Source organism: Vibrio sp. Of14-4 (assembly GCF_022347625.1).
GTDB lineage: Bacteria > Pseudomonadota > Gammaproteobacteria > Enterobacterales > Vibrionaceae > Vibrio > Vibrio pristinus.
Genome location: NZ_JAKRGI010000006.1, coordinates 43,125 through 63,234, shown reverse-complemented (window position 1 = coordinate 63,234; position 20,110 = coordinate 43,125). Strand labels below are relative to the sequence as shown.

16 protein-coding genes are annotated in these 20,110 nt (G+C 41.6%); 5 read left to right on the top strand and 11 right to left on the bottom strand.

Annotated elements, in window-relative coordinates; genetic code table 11:
* Positions 1 to 16 precede the first annotated feature (16 nt).
* The gene (pyk, locus tag MHN79_RS07940) at positions 17 to 1,459 is read right to left on the bottom strand and encodes a pyruvate kinase (protein WP_239172440.1); all 1,443 of its coding nucleotides are present in this window, start codon (positions 1,457 to 1,459) and stop codon (positions 17 to 19) included.
* A 283-nt stretch (positions 1,460 to 1,742) separates the two neighbouring features.
* On the opposite strand from pyk, the gene MHN79_RS07935 reads away from it, so the two are divergent.
* Positions 1,743 to 2,960, top strand: a complete 1,218-nt coding sequence (locus tag MHN79_RS07935; protein ID WP_239172439.1) for an ROK family protein — start codon at positions 1,743 to 1,745, stop codon at positions 2,958 to 2,960.
* A gap of 125 nt (positions 2,961 to 3,085) precedes the next feature.
* On the top strand, positions 3,086 to 4,033 hold the full coding sequence (locus tag MHN79_RS07930; protein ID WP_160930077.1) for a chemotaxis protein CheV: 948 nt from the start codon (positions 3,086 to 3,088) through the stop codon (positions 4,031 to 4,033).
* 90 nt (positions 4,034 to 4,123) lie between these two features.
* Here MHN79_RS07930 and MHN79_RS07925 read toward each other — a convergent pair whose 3' ends face one another.
* The 4 genes from MHN79_RS07925 to MHN79_RS07910 form a co-directional block, all read right to left on the bottom strand.
* On the bottom strand, positions 4,124 to 7,195 hold the full coding sequence (locus MHN79_RS07925; RefSeq protein ID WP_239172438.1) for an error-prone DNA polymerase: 3,072 nt from the start codon (positions 7,193 to 7,195) through the stop codon (positions 4,124 to 4,126).
* Between the two features lie 15 nt (positions 7,196 to 7,210).
* Entirely contained in the window at positions 7,211 to 8,614 is a 1,404-nt protein-coding gene (locus tag MHN79_RS07920; protein ID WP_239172437.1) for a DNA polymerase Y family protein, read from the bottom strand.
* Complete coding sequence (gene imuA, locus MHN79_RS07915) at positions 8,614 to 9,288, bottom strand: translesion DNA synthesis-associated protein ImuA (RefSeq protein WP_239172436.1); 675 nt, start codon at positions 9,286 to 9,288, stop codon at positions 8,614 to 8,616. The genes MHN79_RS07920 and imuA overlap by 1 nt, the downstream gene beginning before the upstream one ends.
* A 120-nt stretch (positions 9,289 to 9,408) precedes the next feature.
* The gene (locus MHN79_RS07910; RefSeq protein ID WP_239172435.1) at positions 9,409 to 10,152 is read right to left on the bottom strand and encodes a YciK family oxidoreductase; all 744 of its coding nucleotides are present in this window, start codon (positions 10,150 to 10,152) and stop codon (positions 9,409 to 9,411) included.
* Positions 10,153 to 10,241: 89 nt separating this feature from the next.
* Between MHN79_RS07910 and sohB the strand changes: the two genes are divergently transcribed.
* Positions 10,242 to 11,303, top strand: a complete 1,062-nt coding sequence (gene sohB, locus MHN79_RS07905) for a protease SohB (RefSeq protein WP_239172434.1) — start codon at positions 10,242 to 10,244, stop codon at positions 11,301 to 11,303.
* 75 nt (positions 11,304 to 11,378) lie between these two features.
* Here the strand turns inward: sohB and MHN79_RS07900 are convergent, their stop codons facing one another.
* The 3 genes from MHN79_RS07900 to rrtA form a co-directional block, all read right to left on the bottom strand.
* Positions 11,379 to 12,878 carry a hypothetical protein gene (locus MHN79_RS07900; RefSeq protein WP_239172433.1) on the bottom strand — a complete coding sequence of 500 codons (1,500 nt, stop codon included), beginning with the start codon at positions 12,876 to 12,878 and terminating at the stop codon, positions 11,379 to 11,381.
* A gap of 409 nt (positions 12,879 to 13,287) precedes the next feature.
* Positions 13,288 to 14,634 (bottom strand): DEAD/DEAH box helicase, encoded by a 1,347-nt coding sequence (locus MHN79_RS07895; RefSeq protein ID WP_239172432.1) that lies wholly within the window; start codon positions 14,632 to 14,634, stop codon positions 13,288 to 13,290.
* 103 nt (positions 14,635 to 14,737) lie between these two features.
* Positions 14,738 to 15,301: a rhombosortase gene (gene rrtA, locus MHN79_RS07890; protein ID WP_239172431.1), complete on the bottom strand. Its 564-nt coding sequence runs from the start codon at positions 15,299 to 15,301 to the stop codon at positions 14,738 to 14,740.
* A 3-nt stretch (positions 15,302 to 15,304) separates the two neighbouring features.
* Here rrtA and MHN79_RS07885 point away from each other — a divergent pair, with 3 nt between their 5' ends.
* Both MHN79_RS07885 and MHN79_RS07880 read left to right on the top strand, forming a co-directional pair.
* On the top strand, positions 15,305 to 15,910 hold the full coding sequence (locus MHN79_RS07885; RefSeq protein WP_239172430.1) for a DTW domain-containing protein: 606 nt from the start codon (positions 15,305 to 15,307) through the stop codon (positions 15,908 to 15,910).
* Between the two features lie 345 nt (positions 15,911 to 16,255).
* Positions 16,256 to 17,272 carry an adenosine deaminase gene (locus MHN79_RS07880; protein ID WP_160930097.1) on the top strand — a complete coding sequence of 339 codons (1,017 nt, stop codon included), beginning with the start codon at positions 16,256 to 16,258 and terminating at the stop codon, positions 17,270 to 17,272.
* Here MHN79_RS07880 and MHN79_RS07875 read toward each other — a convergent pair.
* The 3 genes from MHN79_RS07875 to MHN79_RS07865 form a co-directional block, all read right to left on the bottom strand.
* Positions 17,261 to 18,577: an anti-phage deoxyguanosine triphosphatase gene (locus MHN79_RS07875; RefSeq protein ID WP_239172429.1), complete on the bottom strand. Its 1,317-nt coding sequence runs from the start codon at positions 18,575 to 18,577 to the stop codon at positions 17,261 to 17,263. The two genes, MHN79_RS07880 and MHN79_RS07875, sit on opposite strands and share 12 nt — an antisense overlap.
* A gap of 84 nt (positions 18,578 to 18,661) precedes the next feature.
* Complete coding sequence (locus MHN79_RS07870) at positions 18,662 to 18,895, bottom strand: hypothetical protein (protein ID WP_239172428.1); 234 nt, start codon at positions 18,893 to 18,895, stop codon at positions 18,662 to 18,664.
* A 319-nt stretch (positions 18,896 to 19,214) separates the two neighbouring features.
* A complete protein-coding gene (locus tag MHN79_RS07865; protein ID WP_239172427.1) occupies positions 19,215 to 19,904 on the bottom strand; it encodes a phosphate/phosphite/phosphonate ABC transporter substrate-binding protein in 690 nt (229 codons plus the stop codon).
* Positions 19,905 to 20,110 lie beyond the last annotated feature (206 nt).

The following is a 20,110-nucleotide window of genomic DNA, read 5'->3' as shown; positions in this document are numbered from 1 at the left end:
AGTGTGTACAAGCGCATTATGCGGACAGTATTCTCATACAATTGGTTGAACCCACTACGTCCATGACGTCTCCAAGCGTAATTATCACAAGGTCTCCATCATGGAGTAAGCCCTTATCTTTTAAGCGCTGAACTGCATCTTTGGCGGTAGATAAACCTGAATCACTGGTTGAATCAAAATAAACGGGTGTCACACCTCGATACAGGGCGGCTTGATTCAGTGTACTCTCGTTGCGCGATAGTGCAAAGATAGGTAATCCTGAACTGAGCCTTGACATCATAAGAGCAGTCCAACCTGACTCTGTAAGCGTTACTATTCCCTTAACTCCCTTTAAGTGGTTGGCTGCAAACATGGTCGTCATCGCAATGGTTTCGACGCATGTTTCAAAGACAGTATCCATTCTGTATGTCGAGCGGTTGATGGCCGACATTTTTTCAGCGCCTAGGCAAACCTCAGCCATTGAACGAACTGTCTCAAGAGGGTATTTTCCTGCTGCAGTTTCGCCTGATAACATGACGGCATCGGTTCCATCTAATACTGCATTTGCCACATCCATAACTTCTGCACGTGTTGGCATTGGGTTTTCTATCATAGATTCCATCATTTGTGTTGCTGTAATGACGGCTCGATTGAGGCTTCGTGCTCGGCGTATGAGCTGCTTTTGCACGCCAACTAGCTCTGGGTCGCCTATTTCGACTCCCAAGTCTCCACGCGCAACCATAACAGCGTCTGAGGCGAGAATAATATCATCGATGTTTTCTTCGCTTTCTACGGTCTCTGCTCGCTCTACTTTGGCGACAAGTTTTGCTTCAAGGCCCGCATCAAGTGCAAGAAGCCGAGCATATTTCATGTCCTCGCCATTTCTTGGGAAGGAAATGGCCAAAAAGTCCACTTTGATCTTAGCGGCAGTTATAATGTCATTTTTGTCTTTTTCTGTTAATGCATCAGCCGATAGACCCCCCCCTTTTTTGTTAATACCCTTATTATTTGATAATGGTCCGCCGACAATGACCTCCGTAATCACTTGGTTGCCCGATACTTTGGTAACCTCCAGTTGTACACGACCATCATCGAGTAGCAAGATATCACCCGCAGATACATCTCTTGGAAGCTCTTTGTAATCTAGTCCTACTGCGTTTTGATTCCCTTGGCCTTGCGGTAAGTCACTATCAAGTACAAAAGTGTCGCCAACAGAAAGATGGACCTTGTTGTCCTTAAAGGTAGAAACACGTATTTTTGGGCCTTGTAGGTCACCCAATATTGCTACATGAGTACCATATTTTGCGGCAATACTACGTATTTGTGTTGCTCTTTCGACATGCTCCTCAGCTGAGCCATGAGAAAAGTTTATTCTAACGACATTCGCACCAGCTTTTATGATTTCTTCTAACATGCCTTCTTTGTCCGTTGAAGGACCTAGTGTAGTGACTATTTTCGTTCTTCTTTGAATGCAGGTCATGGCATCATCCTTGATCACAATGAGAGTGAAGTGGCTTTTCGACGCAAGCCTTATTTGAGTATATGCAAAATACTGAATTGTGGGAGATATAGATAATTAAGTGTGCACATATTTATTAATGCAAAAAAATATAGTGTCAAATGTTGGATTTGTTTAGCAATTTGATGAAACGCTCAAACAATCATCTTTATACGTGATGGCTGTCACGGCAATTTAGTAAAGTCCTTCACAATTACTTCGCAAAGTAAAAAAATCGCGATGTTGTTGATATTCGGAGCATCCTATGTACATGGCTCAACCAGGTCATATTGACCACATTAAGCAGGTCAATGCTGGCCGTGTATATAAACTTATCGATCAAAAAGGTCCTATTTCCCGAATTGATTTGTCCAAAGAGAGTGAGCTAGCCCCTGCCAGTATTACCAAAATCACTCGTGAATTGATTGAAGCGCACTTGATTCATGAAACAACGGTTCAAGAAGCGATCAGTCGAGGCCGACCAGCTGTTGGTCTGCAGGTCAATAACAAGGATTGGCAATTTCTTTCTATGCGCCTTGGTCGTGGTTATCTCACAATCGCTTTGCACGAGCTTGGTGGTGAGGTGCTCATTGATACTAAGATTGATATTCATGAGATTGACCAAGAGGATGTTTTAGCTCGGTTATTGCATGAAATTGATGAGTTTTTTCAGAGTTACTCTGAGCAACTTGGTCGCGTAACCAGCATAGCTTTAACTTTACCTGGCTTGGTCAATTCAGAGAAAGGCATTGTCATGCAAATGCCTCACTATAATGTTGAAAATTTGGCTCTGGGTCCTGAAATATTTAAAGCCACTGGCTTGCCAGTTTTTATTGCCAATGACACTCGTGCTTGGGCTCTGGCCGAAAAGCTATTTGGTCATTCTCAGGATAATGATAACTCTGTACTTATTTCGATTCATCATGGCCTCGGAGCGGGTATTATTCTCGATGGCCGTGTTCTGTTGGGGCGTCATGGAAATATAGGCGAGCTGGGCCACATTCAAATTGATCCCCATGGTAAGCCTTGTCATTGTGGTAACCGAGGGTGTTTAGAGACAGTGGCGAGCTCTCAAGCAATTCGAGATGAGGTAACCGAGAGGCTTGCTAAAGGTGAGACATCGATACTCTCAAGCATTGATGAAGTTTCTATTGAAGACATTTGTGAAGCTGCCGCTAATGGTGACGCTTTAGCTGTTGAGGTGATAGAAAAACTTGGTCGTTATCTGGGAACTGCAATATCGATAGTGATTAATTTGTTTAATCCAGAGAAGATATTGATTGGCGGAGCAATCAATCAGGCGAAAAGTATTTTATACCCAGCGATTCAAAGCTGCATAAAGGAGCAAAGCCTGCCTGTCTATCAGCAAGGTCTAGAAGTCGTAGAATCTCGTTTTTACAAGCAAGCGACAATGCCAGGCGCCGCTTTAATCAAACAAGCCCTTTATGATGGTTTATTATTAATGAAAGTTATTGAAGGTTAGCTTTTGTTATTATGGGTATTTATCCCTTTTTTGGCAACATGTCGTGTTTTAGTTGCACAGGTTTATTTTGGTTTAGGCCAGCTTTAGTCTATTTTTGATATATTACGTAGTAGTTGAGAAGTTGTATGTCTGGAGTTTTAAATAGCGTTGATCAGCGAACCAACTTGGTGGGTGAAAACCGGCTTGAACTATTGCTATTTCGCCTAAACAGTCGGCAGATCTTTGCGATCAACGTATTTAAAGTTCGTGAGGTAATTCAAGTTCCCCCATTGACTAAGATGCCGGGTTGTCATCATCATATTACTGGCGTTGCTTCTTTGCGCGGGGTTCCAGTACCAGTGATTGACCTTCGCGGTGCCATTGGTTTTCCTCCTCTTCGTGAAGAAGATGTTGAATACAATCTTATTATCACGGAATACAATAGGTCCATACAGGGTTTCTTAGTTGGGCAAGTGCGCAACATTATCAATACTACTTGGGCTGAAATTCAACCCCCGCCTAAAACTGCCGGTCGAGCCAATTACTTAACGGCGATTACTCACATTAAAGACAATGAGGATCAGGCGATTGTCGAGATAATCGATGTCGAGAAAGTTTTGGCAGAAATCATTGAGTATGATGTTTCCATCTCTGAAGGTGTGCTTGACGAAGAGCTTGCGGCTCAAATGGTGGGCCGCAACGTCCTAATTGTGGATGACTCTTCGACAGCGCGCTCTCAGGTCAAAGGATGTTTATCACAATTGGGACTTAACATTTTGGAATGTTGTGATGGGCTTGAAGCATTGAAGCTTCTAAAACAATGGACCGAAGAAGGGAAAGATGTACCGCGTGAGTTGCTGCTAATGATAACAGATGCGGAGATGCCCGAGATGGATGGCTATAAACTCACCTATGAGATCCGTAATGATCCCAAGCTCAAGGACCTGTATGTGACTTTGAATACGTCTCTCAGTGGCAGCTTTAACGATGCTATGGTCAAAAAAGTGGGTTGTGACCGTTTCATATCCAAATTCCAACCAGACTTGCTGGTGCAGGTTGCACAGGATAGGCTACGAGATGTGTTATCGAGTTAGTGATTAGCTCGCTGGTACTAAAGACAAAAAACTGCAAACGATAGCTGCGTGTTTTGAAAATTCGATTCGATCGCTATGAAATACTCGGCATTAATGGAAATCACGAGAATGTGTGGTCAAATGACTAAGTTTATCCGTGATATCAATAAGTTTTCCTGCGATCACATGTGTGATTTGTCCTTCTTTCTCTAATACCCCTTTTATCATCATAACCTTGGCTGTTAGATAGGCTTTCTTCTGAGCTCGAGCTGTTGCCTGCCAAACGATAACATTTATATTGCCAGTGTCATCTTCTAGTGTTAGGAAAGTAATACCTGCAGCAGTTCCGGGAGATTGTTTACCTGTTACCACACCCACTATAGTCACAAGAGATCCATGGGGAAGTTGTATCAGGTTTTTTGCTCGGACAAATCGCCCAAGTTTGTTGGCCTTCTCCAGAACTGTTATCGGATGCTTGTTAAGGGAGAGGTTAGTTGCAGCATAATCTTCCAATAAGGTCTGCATTTCAGATGGGCTAGGTAGGCTCTTTTCTTCAGGCTCTTGTAGCTCTTTGAATAAAGGTAAATCTGATAAAGAATCCATTATTTCCCAACGCGTTTGAAAGCGATCATTGGCAATTGATGACATAGCGTTGGCTGAGGCAAGTTGTTCTAACTCTTGTCGCTTCAAGCCAATATTTTTTAGTTGTCCTAGATTTTGAAATGCTGCGGAGCCGCGAGCTTTGAGAAGACGTTGGCCGGTTTGCTTACTAAAGCCTTTGATTTGACGAAATCCGAGCCTGATTGCTAATCTACCATTATGTTGTGCTACTTGGTGATCATAAACAGAGTGATTGATACAAATAGGTAGGACAATGATCTTGTGGCGTCTTGCATCTTGGACCAGTTGTGATGCACTGTAAAATCCCATGGGAAGACTATTGAGGAGCGAGGTATAAAAAACTTCAGGATGGTAATACTTTAGCCATGCAGAGCAGTAGGCTAAGACTGCGAATGAAGCAGAGTGACTCTCTGGAAAGCCGTATTCACCAAATCCAAGTATTTGTTCGAATAGGCGCTCAGCAAATACTTTCTCATAACCACGGCTTTGCATTCCTTGGATCAGTTTTTTCCGAAACTTGAGTAACTTGCCATTTTTTTTCCAAGAGGCCATAGCTCGGCGTAACTGATCGGCTTCACCACCGCTAAAGCCAGCGGCTACCATAGCTAATTTGATCACCTGTTCTTGAAAAATTGGTACGCCCATTGTGCGTGATAACACTTCTTTCACTTCTTCTGAAGGATAAGTAACAGACTCGAGACCGTTTCGCCGTTTGAGGAAAGGGTGGACCATATCCCCTTGGATTGGACCTGGCCGAACTATGGCTATCTGGATGACTAAATCGTAATAAGTCTTCGGTTTGAGTCTAGGTAGCATACTCATTTGTGCTCTAGATTCAATTTGGAAGACGCCTATGGTGTCTGCTTGTTGAATCATTTTATATACATTTCTATCGTCTTCTAGATTAGTAATATGTGCGATAGTTAATGATTGATTATGTAGGTGTTTAATCAGTTTAAAGCATTTTTGGATTGCGCTAAGCATACCCAATGCAAGCACATCCACTTTCATCAGCTTAAGGCTCTCAAGGTCATCTTTATCCCATTGAATGACGGTTCTATTAGCCATGGCTGCATTTTCAACAGGGACTAATTCATAAAGAGGACCTGCTGCAATAACAAAGCCGCCGACATGCTGTGAAAGGTGACGAGGAAACCCAAGAATACTATTAACCAAGGAAATAAATTGTTCACCTTTGAGTGAATTTGGCTCCAAACCGAGTTCAACAATTTGCGTTTGCCAATCAAGCCCGCGATCGCGGCGATTAACATTTTTGATGAAATAGTCGAGTTGAGTTTCTTCAATCCCAAGCGCTTTACCTACATCTCTGACAGCGCTTTTAAATCGATAAGTGATCACAGTAGCGGCAAGTGCTGCACGCTCTCGGCCATATTTTTGATAAATGTATTGAATGACTTCTTCACGGCGCTCGTGCTCAAAGTCGACATCAATATCGGGCGGCTCATCACGCTCTTCACTAATGAAGCGCTCAAAAAGAACGGAAATCTGCCTTGGGTCTACAGCAGTAATTTCGAGGCAGTAACAGACAACAGAATTAGCAGCAGAACCTCTTCCTTGGTAGAGAATACTTTCTTTCTGGGCAAACTGAACAATGTCATGGATGGTCAGGAAATAGTATGGATAGTTAAGCTTTTCAATGAGATTGAGCTCTTTATCTATGGTGTTTTTAATGTCATCAGGTACGCCATCAGGAAAGCGTCGCTGCTTACCTTTTTCAACCAAACTTCTCAGGTGACACATCGCACTTGTACCCTCAGGTACAAGTTCACTTGGGTATTCGTATTGCAATTCCGATAAACTAAAATGGCACTGTTTGGCAATATGGACGCTCTCTCTTAGCCATCGTGCTTTGAATAACCGAGAAAGCTTGTGTTTACTACGTAGACTTCGCTCAGAGTTACTTAAAAGGTGTCGGCTGATATTTTCAACGCTGCTTTGGTGCTGAATTGAGGTTAAGACGTGCTGCAAGGGCAGTCGACTTTGAGTATGCATTAATACTCCGCCGACAGCGGTTATGGGCAGCATAAAACTGTGAGCAAGTTGCTCACAGTGAGTAAGGTACTGCTTATCGTCTGAGCCTAGATGGCGCTGCACACCTAACCACAGCCTAGATTGGTGGTGTTGAGTCAACCAGTGTCCCCATTTTTGATTGTCTTTGGTGTGATTAGGTAACCAGATAATGAGGCAGTGGCGTATTGACATCAAGTCCCATTCGGCGAGTTGGTAATGTCCTTTTTGACAGCGTTTTCTTGCATTAGTGATAACCCGACATAATTCTGCATAGGCTTTGCGATTTGGGCAAAGCAAGATGATCTGACACTCTTGATGTAACCAAAACATGCTGCCAATGATGAGCTGAATATTGAGTTTATGTGTTTTGATGGCATTGTAGGCTTTTACCACGCCCGCAACAGAGCATTCATCGGTAATAGCAAGCGAGTGATAACGCAGAAAGTCTGCTTGTAGAATCAGCTCTTCTGCGTGAGAAGCGCCTACAAGAAATGAAAAGTTAGTTTGGCAAAATAGTTCAGCATATTTCATGACTTAATCTCTTGCTTAGCTAAATACACCATGGAGAAACCATTGCATTTTCTGATTTCGAAATACCCATAACCAACGACCGTTTTCACTGCGCGCAATGAAATAATCCCGGGTAACTTCTTCACCATCCCACCAACCAGTAGCAATACGTTCGGGGCCTTGAAAAATGGTGACTTTGTCAACTAAGAGTTCTGGATTTTTGAGTACGAATGAGGGCCTTAGTCCAGTTGTTTGAGAGTCATTTGAAACAGTCTTCTCCGGACAACAAAATACGGTAGATTTCTCTGGTCTTGGATCATCAGTTGGTGCGATCTTACATACTCGCGTTTTACCTAACTTGGCTTGTAGAGTTGTGATAAGTTCGAGAGGTGTTTGTTGGCCCTTATAACCGAAGAAAATATCTTGGCTGATAGATTCCAGTTCACCACTACGAATGACTTTAAGTGTTAGAGCATAGACAGAACCACTAAGCTGCAGAGATTCCATAGTCAGCTGACTGAGCTTTTCCCACCGACCAGCTAGGTAGTCACCACATGCTGATGTTAAAGTAACAACTTCTGATGCGGTGTCACGCTGGTGCAGTTGTAATTCAAGTTCATAAGCGACTTGGCTGCGTAATGTAAGGAAGTGCTCAAGCTTGACAAGCAGTTTCCTCAGGGGCTTTTCTAGCCACTGCCTATTATCGATATCAAAGAGTAGCTCTAGGTAGTGATGAAACTCTTCTGGTGGATGGTAAAAATCCACTGGGTGTTTGAATTGGCCCGTCAGCTTGCCAATGTAGTTCACTAGTTCAATATCGAATCGCCTAGCAATTTCAGACATTGGAAGTCTAAGTAAATCCTCCAGTGTAATCACACCAACACGAGACAGCTTTTCAACCTGCTTTTTACTCAGTTCTGTTGCAGAAATAGGACAGGCTCTCAGGTTGATGTTGATATCATCTCTGTCTTCTGTGAGGAGATTTGAACCTAATTTGGTCAGTAAAATAGCTGAAAATGGAGAAAAGCCCGTGGCATAACAAAATTGAATGTTGAGGGATTGTAAGTGGTGAGAAACAGTATGCCAGTAAGATTCAAGCCCACCGTATAGAGTAAGCATATCTGTTAGTTTAAGTAAAAGTCCTTTGGGTGGAAATAAGACGAGATCAGAGGTGACAAGATAAAGCCATTGAGCGATTTCTAGAAGAGCTTGCTGTTCGACGCTTTCATCATAAGGATGCACTAAAAGTGATGGGCAAAGTGTACTTGCGCTGCCAAGGCCCATACCATTCTGAATGCCTTGTTGTTGAGCCGTATTATTAGACTGTACGATTTGAAAGCGCTTCGTATCAAGAACCACTAGAGGTTGAAGATCCTTGTCTGAGTACAAGGTATCCAGTTGTAGTTTTGGGAAGTGTAGGTAAAGCCATAATTGCCTCATTAGCCTTGCTTACGCCTCCGAAAAGGTAAAACAACATTATTGTGCTCTTTTTCTGCAAGGGAGGGCCAGTAAGTTCTCATATCGATTAAAAAGCTTGAATGTGACCAGCTTCCTTTACGTTTAGTGATGGTTATTTCTAACCCATGAGCGTGTGGTATAAGTGTCATGCTCAAACTAACAGGTAGAGAGAAAAGAGTGCTGGATTCTTTAAACAAAAATGACAGGCTATTGCCAGTTTCACTGGCAACCTGAAGGCGGCGAACATGATGTATTTCTGGCTGACTGTGCCATAGAAGTACATTGCTACAAGCTCCGCTTTTAAGACATTGCTCAGCGGCCCATAACGCTTCTTTACAAGTTTTGGGGTAGAGCAATAGGGTATGGTTTAGATCAATGCCTTGGGCAATTAAGTGTTGTGCTGAGAGATTGCTTGGAGGCTGAATGAATACCGATAGTCTCCCTTTATGATTACTCTTTAAATGAGGACATAATAATCGAAGCTCTCCTATACCTGAACTTGAGTGCAACTCTACAACGCCATGATGCGGGAAACCGCCCTCTAGCCTTTCGTCTAAAAGCTTAAAACCGGTTGGATAAACTCCCTTAGGTTGCAGTTCAGAGCTTCCCTGCCAAAGCCATTGTTTTTTCTTAAGATGTTCTATTAATTCATACATAACAAAATACCTGTATATATATACAGTATATGTTTTTATGATTAATCGGCAAGAGACAAGGCAGGTAAACGGGTAAAAAAACGCCTTGTTTGTTAACAAGGCGTTGAATAAAAGAAGAATTTATTTTTTGGGTTGAGCATCAATACATTGGCCTGTGATGCCCTGACTTTGATTCGACATCAAATAGATATATAAAGGCATGATATCTAGGGGTGTTTTGAGCAAATCGGCATCTTCAGCAGGGTAAGCTTTGGCACGCATTCCTGTTCTTGTGCCGCCAGGGTTAATCGCATTTACTCGGATATGAGAATCGCTGAGCTCATCGGCTAGGACTTGCATCATACCTTCGGTTGCGAACTTTGACATGGCATAGGTTCCCCAAAAAGCGCGTCCATTATGACCTACAGTGGAAGAAGTAAAAATAAGGCTCGCGTGATTGGATTTATGCAGAAGTGGTAATATAGCTTGAGTCATTAAAAACTGCGCTTTGACATTTACCTGCATTACATCATCGTATGTTGCTTCACTAATTTGATCGAACGGGCTCAATACACCTAACAGGCTGGCATTATGTAAAACGCCATCTAAGCGACCGAATTGACTGCCAATAGTGTCAGCCATATCGAGATAATTTTGTTTAGATGCTCCTTTCATATCCAGAGGAATGATGGCAGGCTGGGGAAAACCTTGAGCTTCAATTTCATCGTAAGTCTGTTCAAGTTTTTTGACTGTGCGGCCTAGCAATATGACAGTGGCACCATGTTGAGCATAGGATAACGCCGCTTGCTTTCCGATGCCGTCACCAGCGCCTGTTACAAGTATGATTTTTCCTTGTAATGCATCTGAGGGAATAGAATAATTCACGTCATATGTCCTTAATTGTTACGTTCTGCTTTATGAATCAGTAGGATGATGGTTACAATACACCAATTCGCATCTTAGGGGATATTACATTGGAATTTTTGTTGGACTATGGGCTGTTTTTGGCCAAGATTGTAACCGTGGTCGTTGCCGTCATTGCACTGTTAGTGGTTGCTAAAACCGTAGGCGGAAAAAACGGTGCGGCAAAAGGTGAGTTAGAAATCACCAATCTGACTGAGCAGAATAAAGAGACGGTCGAGCAGCTTGAGCATCATTTGCATGACTCTGCATTTCTTAAAGCGCGTGATAAAGCGGAAAAGAAGCAGGAAAAAGAAAAGCTCAAAGCCAGAGAAAAGGAAGTAAAACAAGCGTCAAAAGAAGGGGATCTTGATGGTAAAAGAGAGCCTCACTTATTCGTCCTTGATTTTAAAGGAAGCATTGATGCTAAAGAAGTGTCCTCTTTGCGTGAGGAGGTTACAGCGATTCTTTCTGTTGCGAAAGAGGGAGATGAAGTTTTACTGCGTTTAGAATCTGGTGGCGGTATGGTCCATGGCTACGGATTAGCTTCTTCCCAGTTGGATCGTATTAAAGCCGCTCAACTGCCATTAACGATTGCTGTTGATAAAGTTGCCGCCAGTGGTGGTTACATGATGGCTTGTATCGCAGATAAGTTGGTTTCTGCTCCTTTCGCAATCGTGGGCTCAATTGGAGTGATCGCGCAGCTACCAAATTTCAATAAGCTTTTGAAAAAGCATGATATTGACTATGAACAACTGACCGCTGGAGAGTATAAGCGGACTCTGACCATGTTTGGTGAAAATACAGATAAAGCTCGCGATAAATTTAAGCAAGAGTTGGAAGACACTCATGATTTGTTTAAAGACTTTATCCGTGAACGTCGACCGTCTTTAGAATTGGAGAAAGTCGCAACTGGAGAGCATTGGTTTGGTATTCGAGCATATGAGCTAGGCCTTGTTGATGAAGTTAGTACCTCTGATGATTTGGTCGTAGCGGCTTGTAAAGATAAGACTGTATTATCGATTCGTTATGTTGAGAAGAAAAAGCTTACATCAAAGCTAGCGGGTTTAGCAGGAGAAGCCGCTGATAATGTTTTGTTGAAGCTTATTGACCGAGGTCAGCGTCCAATAGTGTAATGCCTAGCCGCTATTAAAAAGTAAGCCCTCATTTTTGAGGGCTTACTGGTTAATGCTTAGCTGAAATAATATAGCTTAGCGACTAGTTAGCTGTGCTTTTAAGCGTTCAATTTCTTGTTGAAGTGACTTATTTTCAGCGGTTAGGCCTACGTAAGTAAATGCTTTACATTGTGTTTGTAACTTGTTCAGCACAAATTCACCAACGCTTTTTTCTAAAGTTTCTGGGTTTTTGATACTCTCACGAAACTCTGACTCTAATTCTTTTGCAGCATCTTTATCTATTTTTGCAAATAAACCGCTGAATATAGGGTCTTCTTTAAGTGCTGCTGTCACTTGGCTTTTGTAGTTATTTTTAAGCAATTCAGAACGCGTTTCATTATCTAAGCTCTTGGATGCTTTTTCCTCGGCTTCAGCAAAAACAGAGCGACTTTCTTTTGGTGTCCTAACTACTGTCCCACTTTTTTCATGCCATGATGTTGCTTCTAGGCGCTTATTTATCTGAAGCTTTTCTAGCACCTCAGCTACGCTTTGCCATTGAGTTTGTTGTTGGCCCTTTTGAGATCTCTGTGGGACTTTGTCTTTCAAGTGACGCATTTCACTACCAGCATCGATTTTTTGATAGTTTTCCTTCTCAGCTTTTCTGCATAGGGCATTACCAAAGGGAGCAGAAGTATGTATATCATGAGTATAAGGCCTTATCACTGAGAAGTAGTCTTGGCAATACTTTGGCATAGCACTAATATGTTTTTCAGTAACTTCATTGGCTGGTAAATGACCGATCTGCTTTTTAAGTTCACCCAAAATATCGGGCTTAGCTGCATGAACAATCATCTTACTCGTAAATGCTGTAATGGCTTTTTTATCTGCATCCGGCAATTGGTCGGCCTGATCTAGAATTTGGTCTGGATTTTCAAACAGTAACTGTTTTCCTTTTTCTGACATGCCATCAATAACAGGATTATGGCTGCTGATGCTTGACTGTTGAGCTGGTTGTTTACTAGTTAAGTCTACTTTTTTTAGGCCTGCTTTGCCTTTACTTGCCCTTATTTCCTTAAGTAGGTCGTTTCTTTGGTCTTGGTTAGTAACATTTTCTTTAGGCGAAGTTGTCGTTTTTTGTAATGCTGGTGGTGGTGGTGGTGGTGGTGGTGGCGGCGGTGATGATGGAACTGATGGAGCTGACTGAGGTTTTTGCCCGCTATCGGTAGAGACCACGACGTTCTGATTACTTCGTTCTGAGTTTCTAGGAGCAAGCGTGGTTTTCAATTCAGCTATTACAGCAGATTTAGCCCGTTGTGCTTTTGACTCTACTTTTTCAGCCATAGATGAAACACTGTTTGACTGGCGTGATGACAGAGTTGAATTGCTGTCGCGACCCTTCATGCGGAGCATAGTAGACTGTTGTCTATCTAGATCCTGAAACATTTTAAAAGCCTTACCAAAATTAGATAGTTCTTTCTTATCGGTATTACTGATACTTTTAATATCTAACTTGTCAGTGTCATTTCTGGTTGCAGCACCGGGCCTAGTGATGCTACTTGGCCCAGAGATGGTGTTCATGGAACTAAAGTCAGGCATTTTTATTCCTTTCAATAGGGTAATTTAAATTTTATTGAAAGACTATAAAGATACTTATTACTAAGTGCATGGGAATTTATTTGAAATAACCTAACAGAAAATGATGCTTTTAATCGGTCTTATTGTTAACTGAATTCTAAAGGTTGAATTTACTGATAACTATCTTCAATGATTATAGTGTTGTTCCTTTTTCTCTATAAAATAGCTTGTGTTAGCAGTAGGTTAAAAATCATGGATTTTCATGTTATTTCGTGAGAAAAATGGCAAGGTACATTGCTGCATAGAGCGTCCAAGCTTGCCATTATTTGCGTGTCTTAGAGATGTAGTAGCAACTCAACTTCAATGAACAATATAAGTTATTACTCTTTGATTTTTATAAAGAAAAACTGTAGGTGTACTGCTTGAAACATTATTTTTTACCTTGTTCCTTAGCACCGCCTTTCATGTTCCTACTTTGTGGTTTATTACGCGAAAAATGACGCTTGTTTTTACCAGCGGGCTTATGACCTCTAGCATTATCACCAGAGCGCTGACCATCAATATGGTCGATTTTAGGCTTCTTGGGCTTTTTAGGTTTTTTGGGTTTTATTGGTCGAGTATCTAGCTTAGATTCAGGCAGTTTGTTGACCGCTTCATAACCTTCTAGTTCAAGACGAGGTAAAACTTGTTGGATAAGCCTTTCTATAGCGAACAATTCGCTGGCTTCAGCGGCTTCTACTAAAGAAATCGCTTTACCAACTTCTCCGGCGCGACCTGTCCGGCCAATCCTATGTACGTAATCTTCGGCGACATGGGGTAGTTCAAAGTTAACGACTTGTGGTAGCTGGGGGATATCAATGCCACGTGCGGCGATATCAGTTGCAACCAATACACGAACTTCACCAGACTTAAAATCGGCTAGTGCTTTGGTTCGAGCATTTTGACTTTTATTTCCATGAATAGGCGCAGCAGTAATACCTTGGCCATTGAGGTAATAAGATAAGCGGTTTGCACCATGCTTTGTTCGGCAAAAAACCAATACCTGTTTCCAATCACCCTCTTGGATTAATTTGCACAGCATAGGTGCTTTTTTACGCTTGTCTGTTGGGTAGATAGATTGTTCAATTGTTTGGGCTGTCGAGTTTGCAGGAGCAACAGAGACTTCTACCGGATTGTTGACTAGACCTTTAGCGAGTTTTCGAATTTCGTCAGAGAAGGTAGCAGAGAAAAGAAGGTTTTGACGTTTTTGTGGCAGCAATTCAAGTATCTTGCGAATATCGCGTATAAAGCCCATATCTAGCATTCGGTCTGCTTCGTCTAATACGAGAATGTCTAACTGCGAAAAATTAATGGCATTTTGCTGATATAAATCGAGTAAGCGACCTGGGGTAGCGACAAGAATATCGGTACCCTTTCGAAGCTTCATCATTTGTGGATTGATTTTAACGCCACCAAAAACCACATTAGAAGTTAGCTTTTGATACCGGCTGTACTTATAAATATTTTCTTGTACTTGGGCAGCCAGTTCACGTGTTGGTGTTAATACCAATGCTCTAACATGGTTGGGCTTGACTCTTTGCTCATTATCAAGCATTTCAAGAATAGGTAGCGTAAAGCCAGCGGTTTTGCCTGTGCCTGTCTGCGCAGCAGCCATTACGTCTTTTCCTGCTAAGACGGCAGGAATTGCTTGCTCTTGAATTGGTGAGGGCTTGTCATAACCCTGATCACCTATGGCTTTAAGGATTGGAGCAGAAAGGCCTAAAGAGGTAAAACCCATAAATATGTCTCTGTAATAAGTTGAGCTCATGCTCACGCAGCCATAATGAGCTGCAAAAGGGCGCTATTGTGAGTCCTTTGTAGGTCAACATCAACAGAAATTATCATTGTGGAGGTTTGAATATTGCGATCAACTGATGCTTGTTGGCAATGAGAGCGAGTATGAGCCCTGTTAATACGCCAAATAAGTGAGACTCTACTGCGACGGCTGCATTAATTAACTCACTGGTGGTTTGAGATGCTCCTATGGTCATTTCCCAACCCGTTTTCACTAGCACTCCTCCAACCAATAACCAGCTACTTTTTCTACCAGATAAAGACTCACAGAGTGCATAGTAGGCGAAAATACCATGCAGCGTTCCTGACAAGCCGACATAAGAACTCATAGACGTTGTAAGATTAAGTATACCAACCGATAAGCTTACGATTAGTAAGACGCAAATAAGTGATTTAGCGTTGGGTCTAAACAAGTAGGAGATTACCCAGAGCCCTATTATATTCATGGTGAAATGAATCCAGTTGGTATGGGTAAAGTTTCCTGTTAGGATCCGCCACCACTGGCCTTGTTCGATGAGTTCATTTTGCCAATATGTTAGGTTAGCTAAAGGTTCAAATTGTATACACAAGCAAATTAAGCTAATTACAACCAGTAGAAGAAATAAGCGCACTCTATGTCTCGATATTGTTTACAATGTGGTAAGTCAACCAAAGCTTGTATCTGTGAGTGGATACTTAGCCTGTCAGCCAATGTGGAACTGATCATTCTACAGCATCCTACAGAAGCTAAGAAGCCTATGGGGACTGCAAAGATCCTAACGCTTTCATTAGCAGGATGTTATTTGTTCCAAGGTGAAGACTTTACTCAACATGTGGAGTTTAACCAACTTCTGTGTGAAAGTGATGTGCAACATTTTATTCTTTATCCAAGTGATTTGTCTTCAGGTATCTCTGCAGCAAAAGAAGCTATGAGTAACAATAGGAAAGTACGTATTATCATTCTCGATGGTACTTGGAAAAAAGCCTATAAAATCTGGCAGCTATCGAGCAACTTAAAAAAATTGCCTATGATTCACTTACCCAAGGATTTAAAGGGTAATTATCGAATCCGCAAAGCCCCTAGCAACAATAGCTTATCGACCGTAGAGGCTGGTTATCACCTTTTGTCCTTGCTTGAACCTGAGCGTGATTTCTCACCGTTACTTGATGCTTTTAATCATATGATTGACTTTCAAATTAGTAATATGCCAGCAGGTATATTTAAGCGAAACTACCCGTGATAGCTAACATAATGTCGTGTTTTATTGTGCTCTGTACAAACCTAGATAAATAAATTTAAACGCCTATTCACACTTTTAGTTCTCCTTATCATCAGAATCACTATCGGCAATGAAATAGTCCATGTGTCATTGACCTTGCTCTGTAAATTATATTCACCTGGTCGCATTTTTGTGTTCATGTGACAATACTCTCAATAAGACGTGCGTACTGCACTCAGATCATTGGAATGTAAACAGCACATCATGTATGAAAATCATGACATTAGCGGCTGTGTATGTGGGCAAATCTTCGATTTTGAAAAAATAATCCTCTCTGCGGTCTACTAATGGAATGGAGACAAGTACATGAATCAAGATACATTTATTCGTCAGTTACCCAAGGTTGAATTGCATATGCATATCGAAGGCTCTTTAGAACCTGAGATGATGTTTAAGTTGGCCAAACGAAATAAAATTCCTCTGCCATTTAACACACCAGAAGAAGTTAGGACTGCTTATCAATTTACTAATCTTCAGTCATTTTTAGATATTTACTATCAAGGCGCCAACGTATTGATTGATGAGCAAGATTTCTATGACTTGACTTGGGAGTATTTACTTCACTGTCAGCAAGATAACGTAATTCATACTGAGATTTTTTTCGATCCACAGACTCATACTGAACGAGGTATTTCCTTTGATACTGTGATTAATGGAATTCATCGCGCTCTTGAAGACGGTAAACAAAAAATGGGTATTAGCAGCCGCGTTATTATGTGTTTTTTACGCCATTTGGATGAGCAGAGTGCTTTTTTGACTTTAGAGCAGGCGATAAAACATAAGGATAAAATCATTGCTGTGGGGTTAGATTCTTCGGAGGTTGGTCATCCGCCTGAGAAGTTTACTCAAGTATTTGTTAAAGCGATTGAAGAAGGTTTTTTAACAGTTGCACATGCAGGAGAGGAGGGGTCGGTAGACAATATATATAATAGTATTGATTTACTGAAAGTTTCACGTATTGATCATGGAGTTCGATGCTCTGACGACAGCCGCTTGGTCCGTTTGCTGGCTGAGTCTCGTATGCCTCTGACCGTGTGTCCATTATCAAATATAAAACTTAAAGTATTTGATGAGATGAAGCGACACAATGTGGTTGATTTGTTGAGGCAAAATCTTTGCGTTACGATTAACTCAGATGATCCTGCCTACTTTGGCGGCTATATGACGGATAACTTTCTTGCTGTTGCGCAGAGTCATTCACTGACAGAGGGTGAATTGACTCAGTTAACGCAAAATGCCATAGAAGCAAGTTTTGTCAGTGAAAGCGAAAAGCATCGTATGCAACGTGTCTTAGAGGAGTTTTCAAGCCGTTCAATAGGATGAAAATAGCTGCTGGTGAAGCCTTTGAGCATGACCATCAGTCATGGAAGATATATGATCGGTGATCACACGATAACCCTCTGTATGACTATGGGCGGCTTGCCAATCTTGGCGAACCGAAATCGGAAGTAGCCTTTCGGGATCAGCACTGAGCGCTTCAAAAATATCCATGATAATCTGTTGTCCTTTATACTCAGCAATTTGTACTTGTGGTACTCGGATAACATAGTCATGGACAAATTGTTTAAGTATTTGTAATGCAGTGGCCATTTCTGGTTTTAGGTAAGCATTAAAGGCGAGTAAATCGCTGGCGAAAATAGCATCAACAGGTTTAATTGAAATACTGGTCAATAACGCATTTACTATACCGCCAATCGCGTCTTTTCTCTGATGGTGAATGCCGGAAAACAGCATATTGGTGACAGACTCTATATGTGCTCTAAACCAAGGCTCCCCGCAGTTTAAAAGAGCATCTTGAGCCCCCTCAACCCATTGGGCTTGGGTCACTTTTCCAAGAACAATCGCATCCTCTAAATCATGCACTCCATAGGCAATATCGTCCGCTAATTCCATGATAGAGCAATCTATAGATTTAAAGCTGGTTTTTTTATGTTGATGTTTTTGTCTTGGCTCAGAAAGAATTTGCCCGAACAGTTGTTTGTCTGATTTATTTAATGGTGATAATACCCAGTCAAATAGAGGGTGATCACAGTCGTACAAGCCTTTTGCGGGAGACCATTGTTTAGCTTTAAGTTGCCTTTGATGTGTTACGCTTTCTGGAGTTTCGCTAGAGCAGGTTTCACTCAGTAACGCAGGGTATTTAATTAATCCCAGTAGTGTCCGCCGAGCTAAATTCATTCCAAAATGTTCAGTGTAGGGTTCGAGTTTGGTGACGATACGAAATGTTTGGGCGTTTCCTTCAAATCCACCATGATCTCGCATCATGTAGTTCAGCGCAATTTCTCCACCATGCCCATAGGGTGGATGTCCAATATCATGCGCAAGGCATAATGAATCAATCAGGCTGTCGCTAGGTAAAAGCTCGCGATACTCGGGCTGTTTTTTCTTTATTTGAGCGACAATACCGCTACCAAGCTGCGCTGCTTCTAAAGAATGTGTGAGCCGTGTACGGTGAAAGTCATCGAAGCTGTTTCCATGCACCTGTGTCTTGGATTGCAGGCGCCGAAATGCGGCTGAGTGGAGTATTCTTGCTCGGTCACGTTGAAAAGGGGTCCGATGATCATCACGACGAATCTTATGCTCATCATCATGTCGTTCATGCCATAAGCTGCTGATTTGGAATGTCATAAATATTTTCCCAAGGGTTTTATGATACCGTACACAAAAACTTGAGAAACTACAAAGATCAGACAGTATTCAACCAATGACAATCTAAAACCACATGAGTTGACGAATTCCATTGACGTATTTTGAGTGCCTAGATGGACGCAGTGGGCATGTTGCTACCAGCTTTGATAAGTCACTTTCATGTTCAGCGTTGGTTTTGATTTCAAGTAGCACATAGTAACCTAAAGTTTTACCTGAGTGCACGCTGGCATAAGGGAAGAACATATTTCGTATATATTTGGGAAGAAATCCTAGCAAGAGTGGATCGACGGAATCCATAGTACCCCCCTTTGCAAAGTGCCAGAATAAGGTTGCGTTTCTAATGGCATCTTATGACGAGTGACCATCGGATACCTGAGCTTTTATGAAACGATACTGGGTTGAATTTTTAACAAGCTGTGTTCGATAAATCAGAAGCTTGCGTTATCAATAACCATAGGCAGTGAGCAAGCTGGTTATAAAATGCCAAATAAACTTGTCTTATATATGGTTGCGTAGGTTGCATAACTGGCTGAGAAATAATGAAAGTAACAAAGAAAACAACAGTTAAACTAAAGTGATAAACAGGGTATGAAAGTGGTCGAAGCGTGCCAAATACTTATTCTTCCTTAACCTTTGAATTGACGTACTCTTTTGCGGAGGCTTCCAATTTATCAAGTATGTGGGCATTGGAGCGATGAATATAATGGTACAAATCACCTCGTGCAATAACTGGGCTAGCCACCTTTATTTGGGGAAATTGCTCTTTTAAAAACAAGTACGAGACTTTGGGCGCTAACCAAAGATTGACCCTTCCTTCTGTTAGCATTAATGCCGCTTGTTTGGCTTTATGGACTAAGTAGAGGTGCTTATAGTTTTCTAAGACCTTAGTATATCGGGTGCCATGAAATGAAACTATGGTTTCGTCTTTAGCTTCATCTAGACTGTTATAAAATATATCCTTGGTAGAATAAAGATATACGTCAAAACTAGCTAAAGGTACATTGACTTTTATGAGTTCTTTGTTGTTTTCCAGCCTTGAAACCCTCATATCTAATGCATCGTATTGACCTTCTATCACTGACTGAATCGCTCTCTCGTTGGGCAAATAGATAAACGAGGCGTCAAGACCTGCGCCAGAATAGATAGCCTGAAGGTCCTTCTCCACCTGTATACCGTATTTAGATGTGGCATCTTGGTCACGATAAATGTTGCCGATGGCCACTTTTATTGACTCGTTATCTTCGGCAGTCGATATTGGTGCATATGACCAATACATTAAAAGTATACTCACTAGCCAACGACTCATAACGGCCTCACAATCTGGATCTATCTTTAAACTATAGTTCGAATAAGTATTTTTGCAGAGAAGGGGTTTTTCAGTTCTTTAGTTGTTGAGACTTGGTCTTCATATAAGCTTTTGCTGATGTCTCAATTTTTCTAGCAAGTGCGCTTTTGACCTATGAATGTAGTGATAGAGTTTGTTCTGTTTTATCAATAGTTCTCACTTTAGCA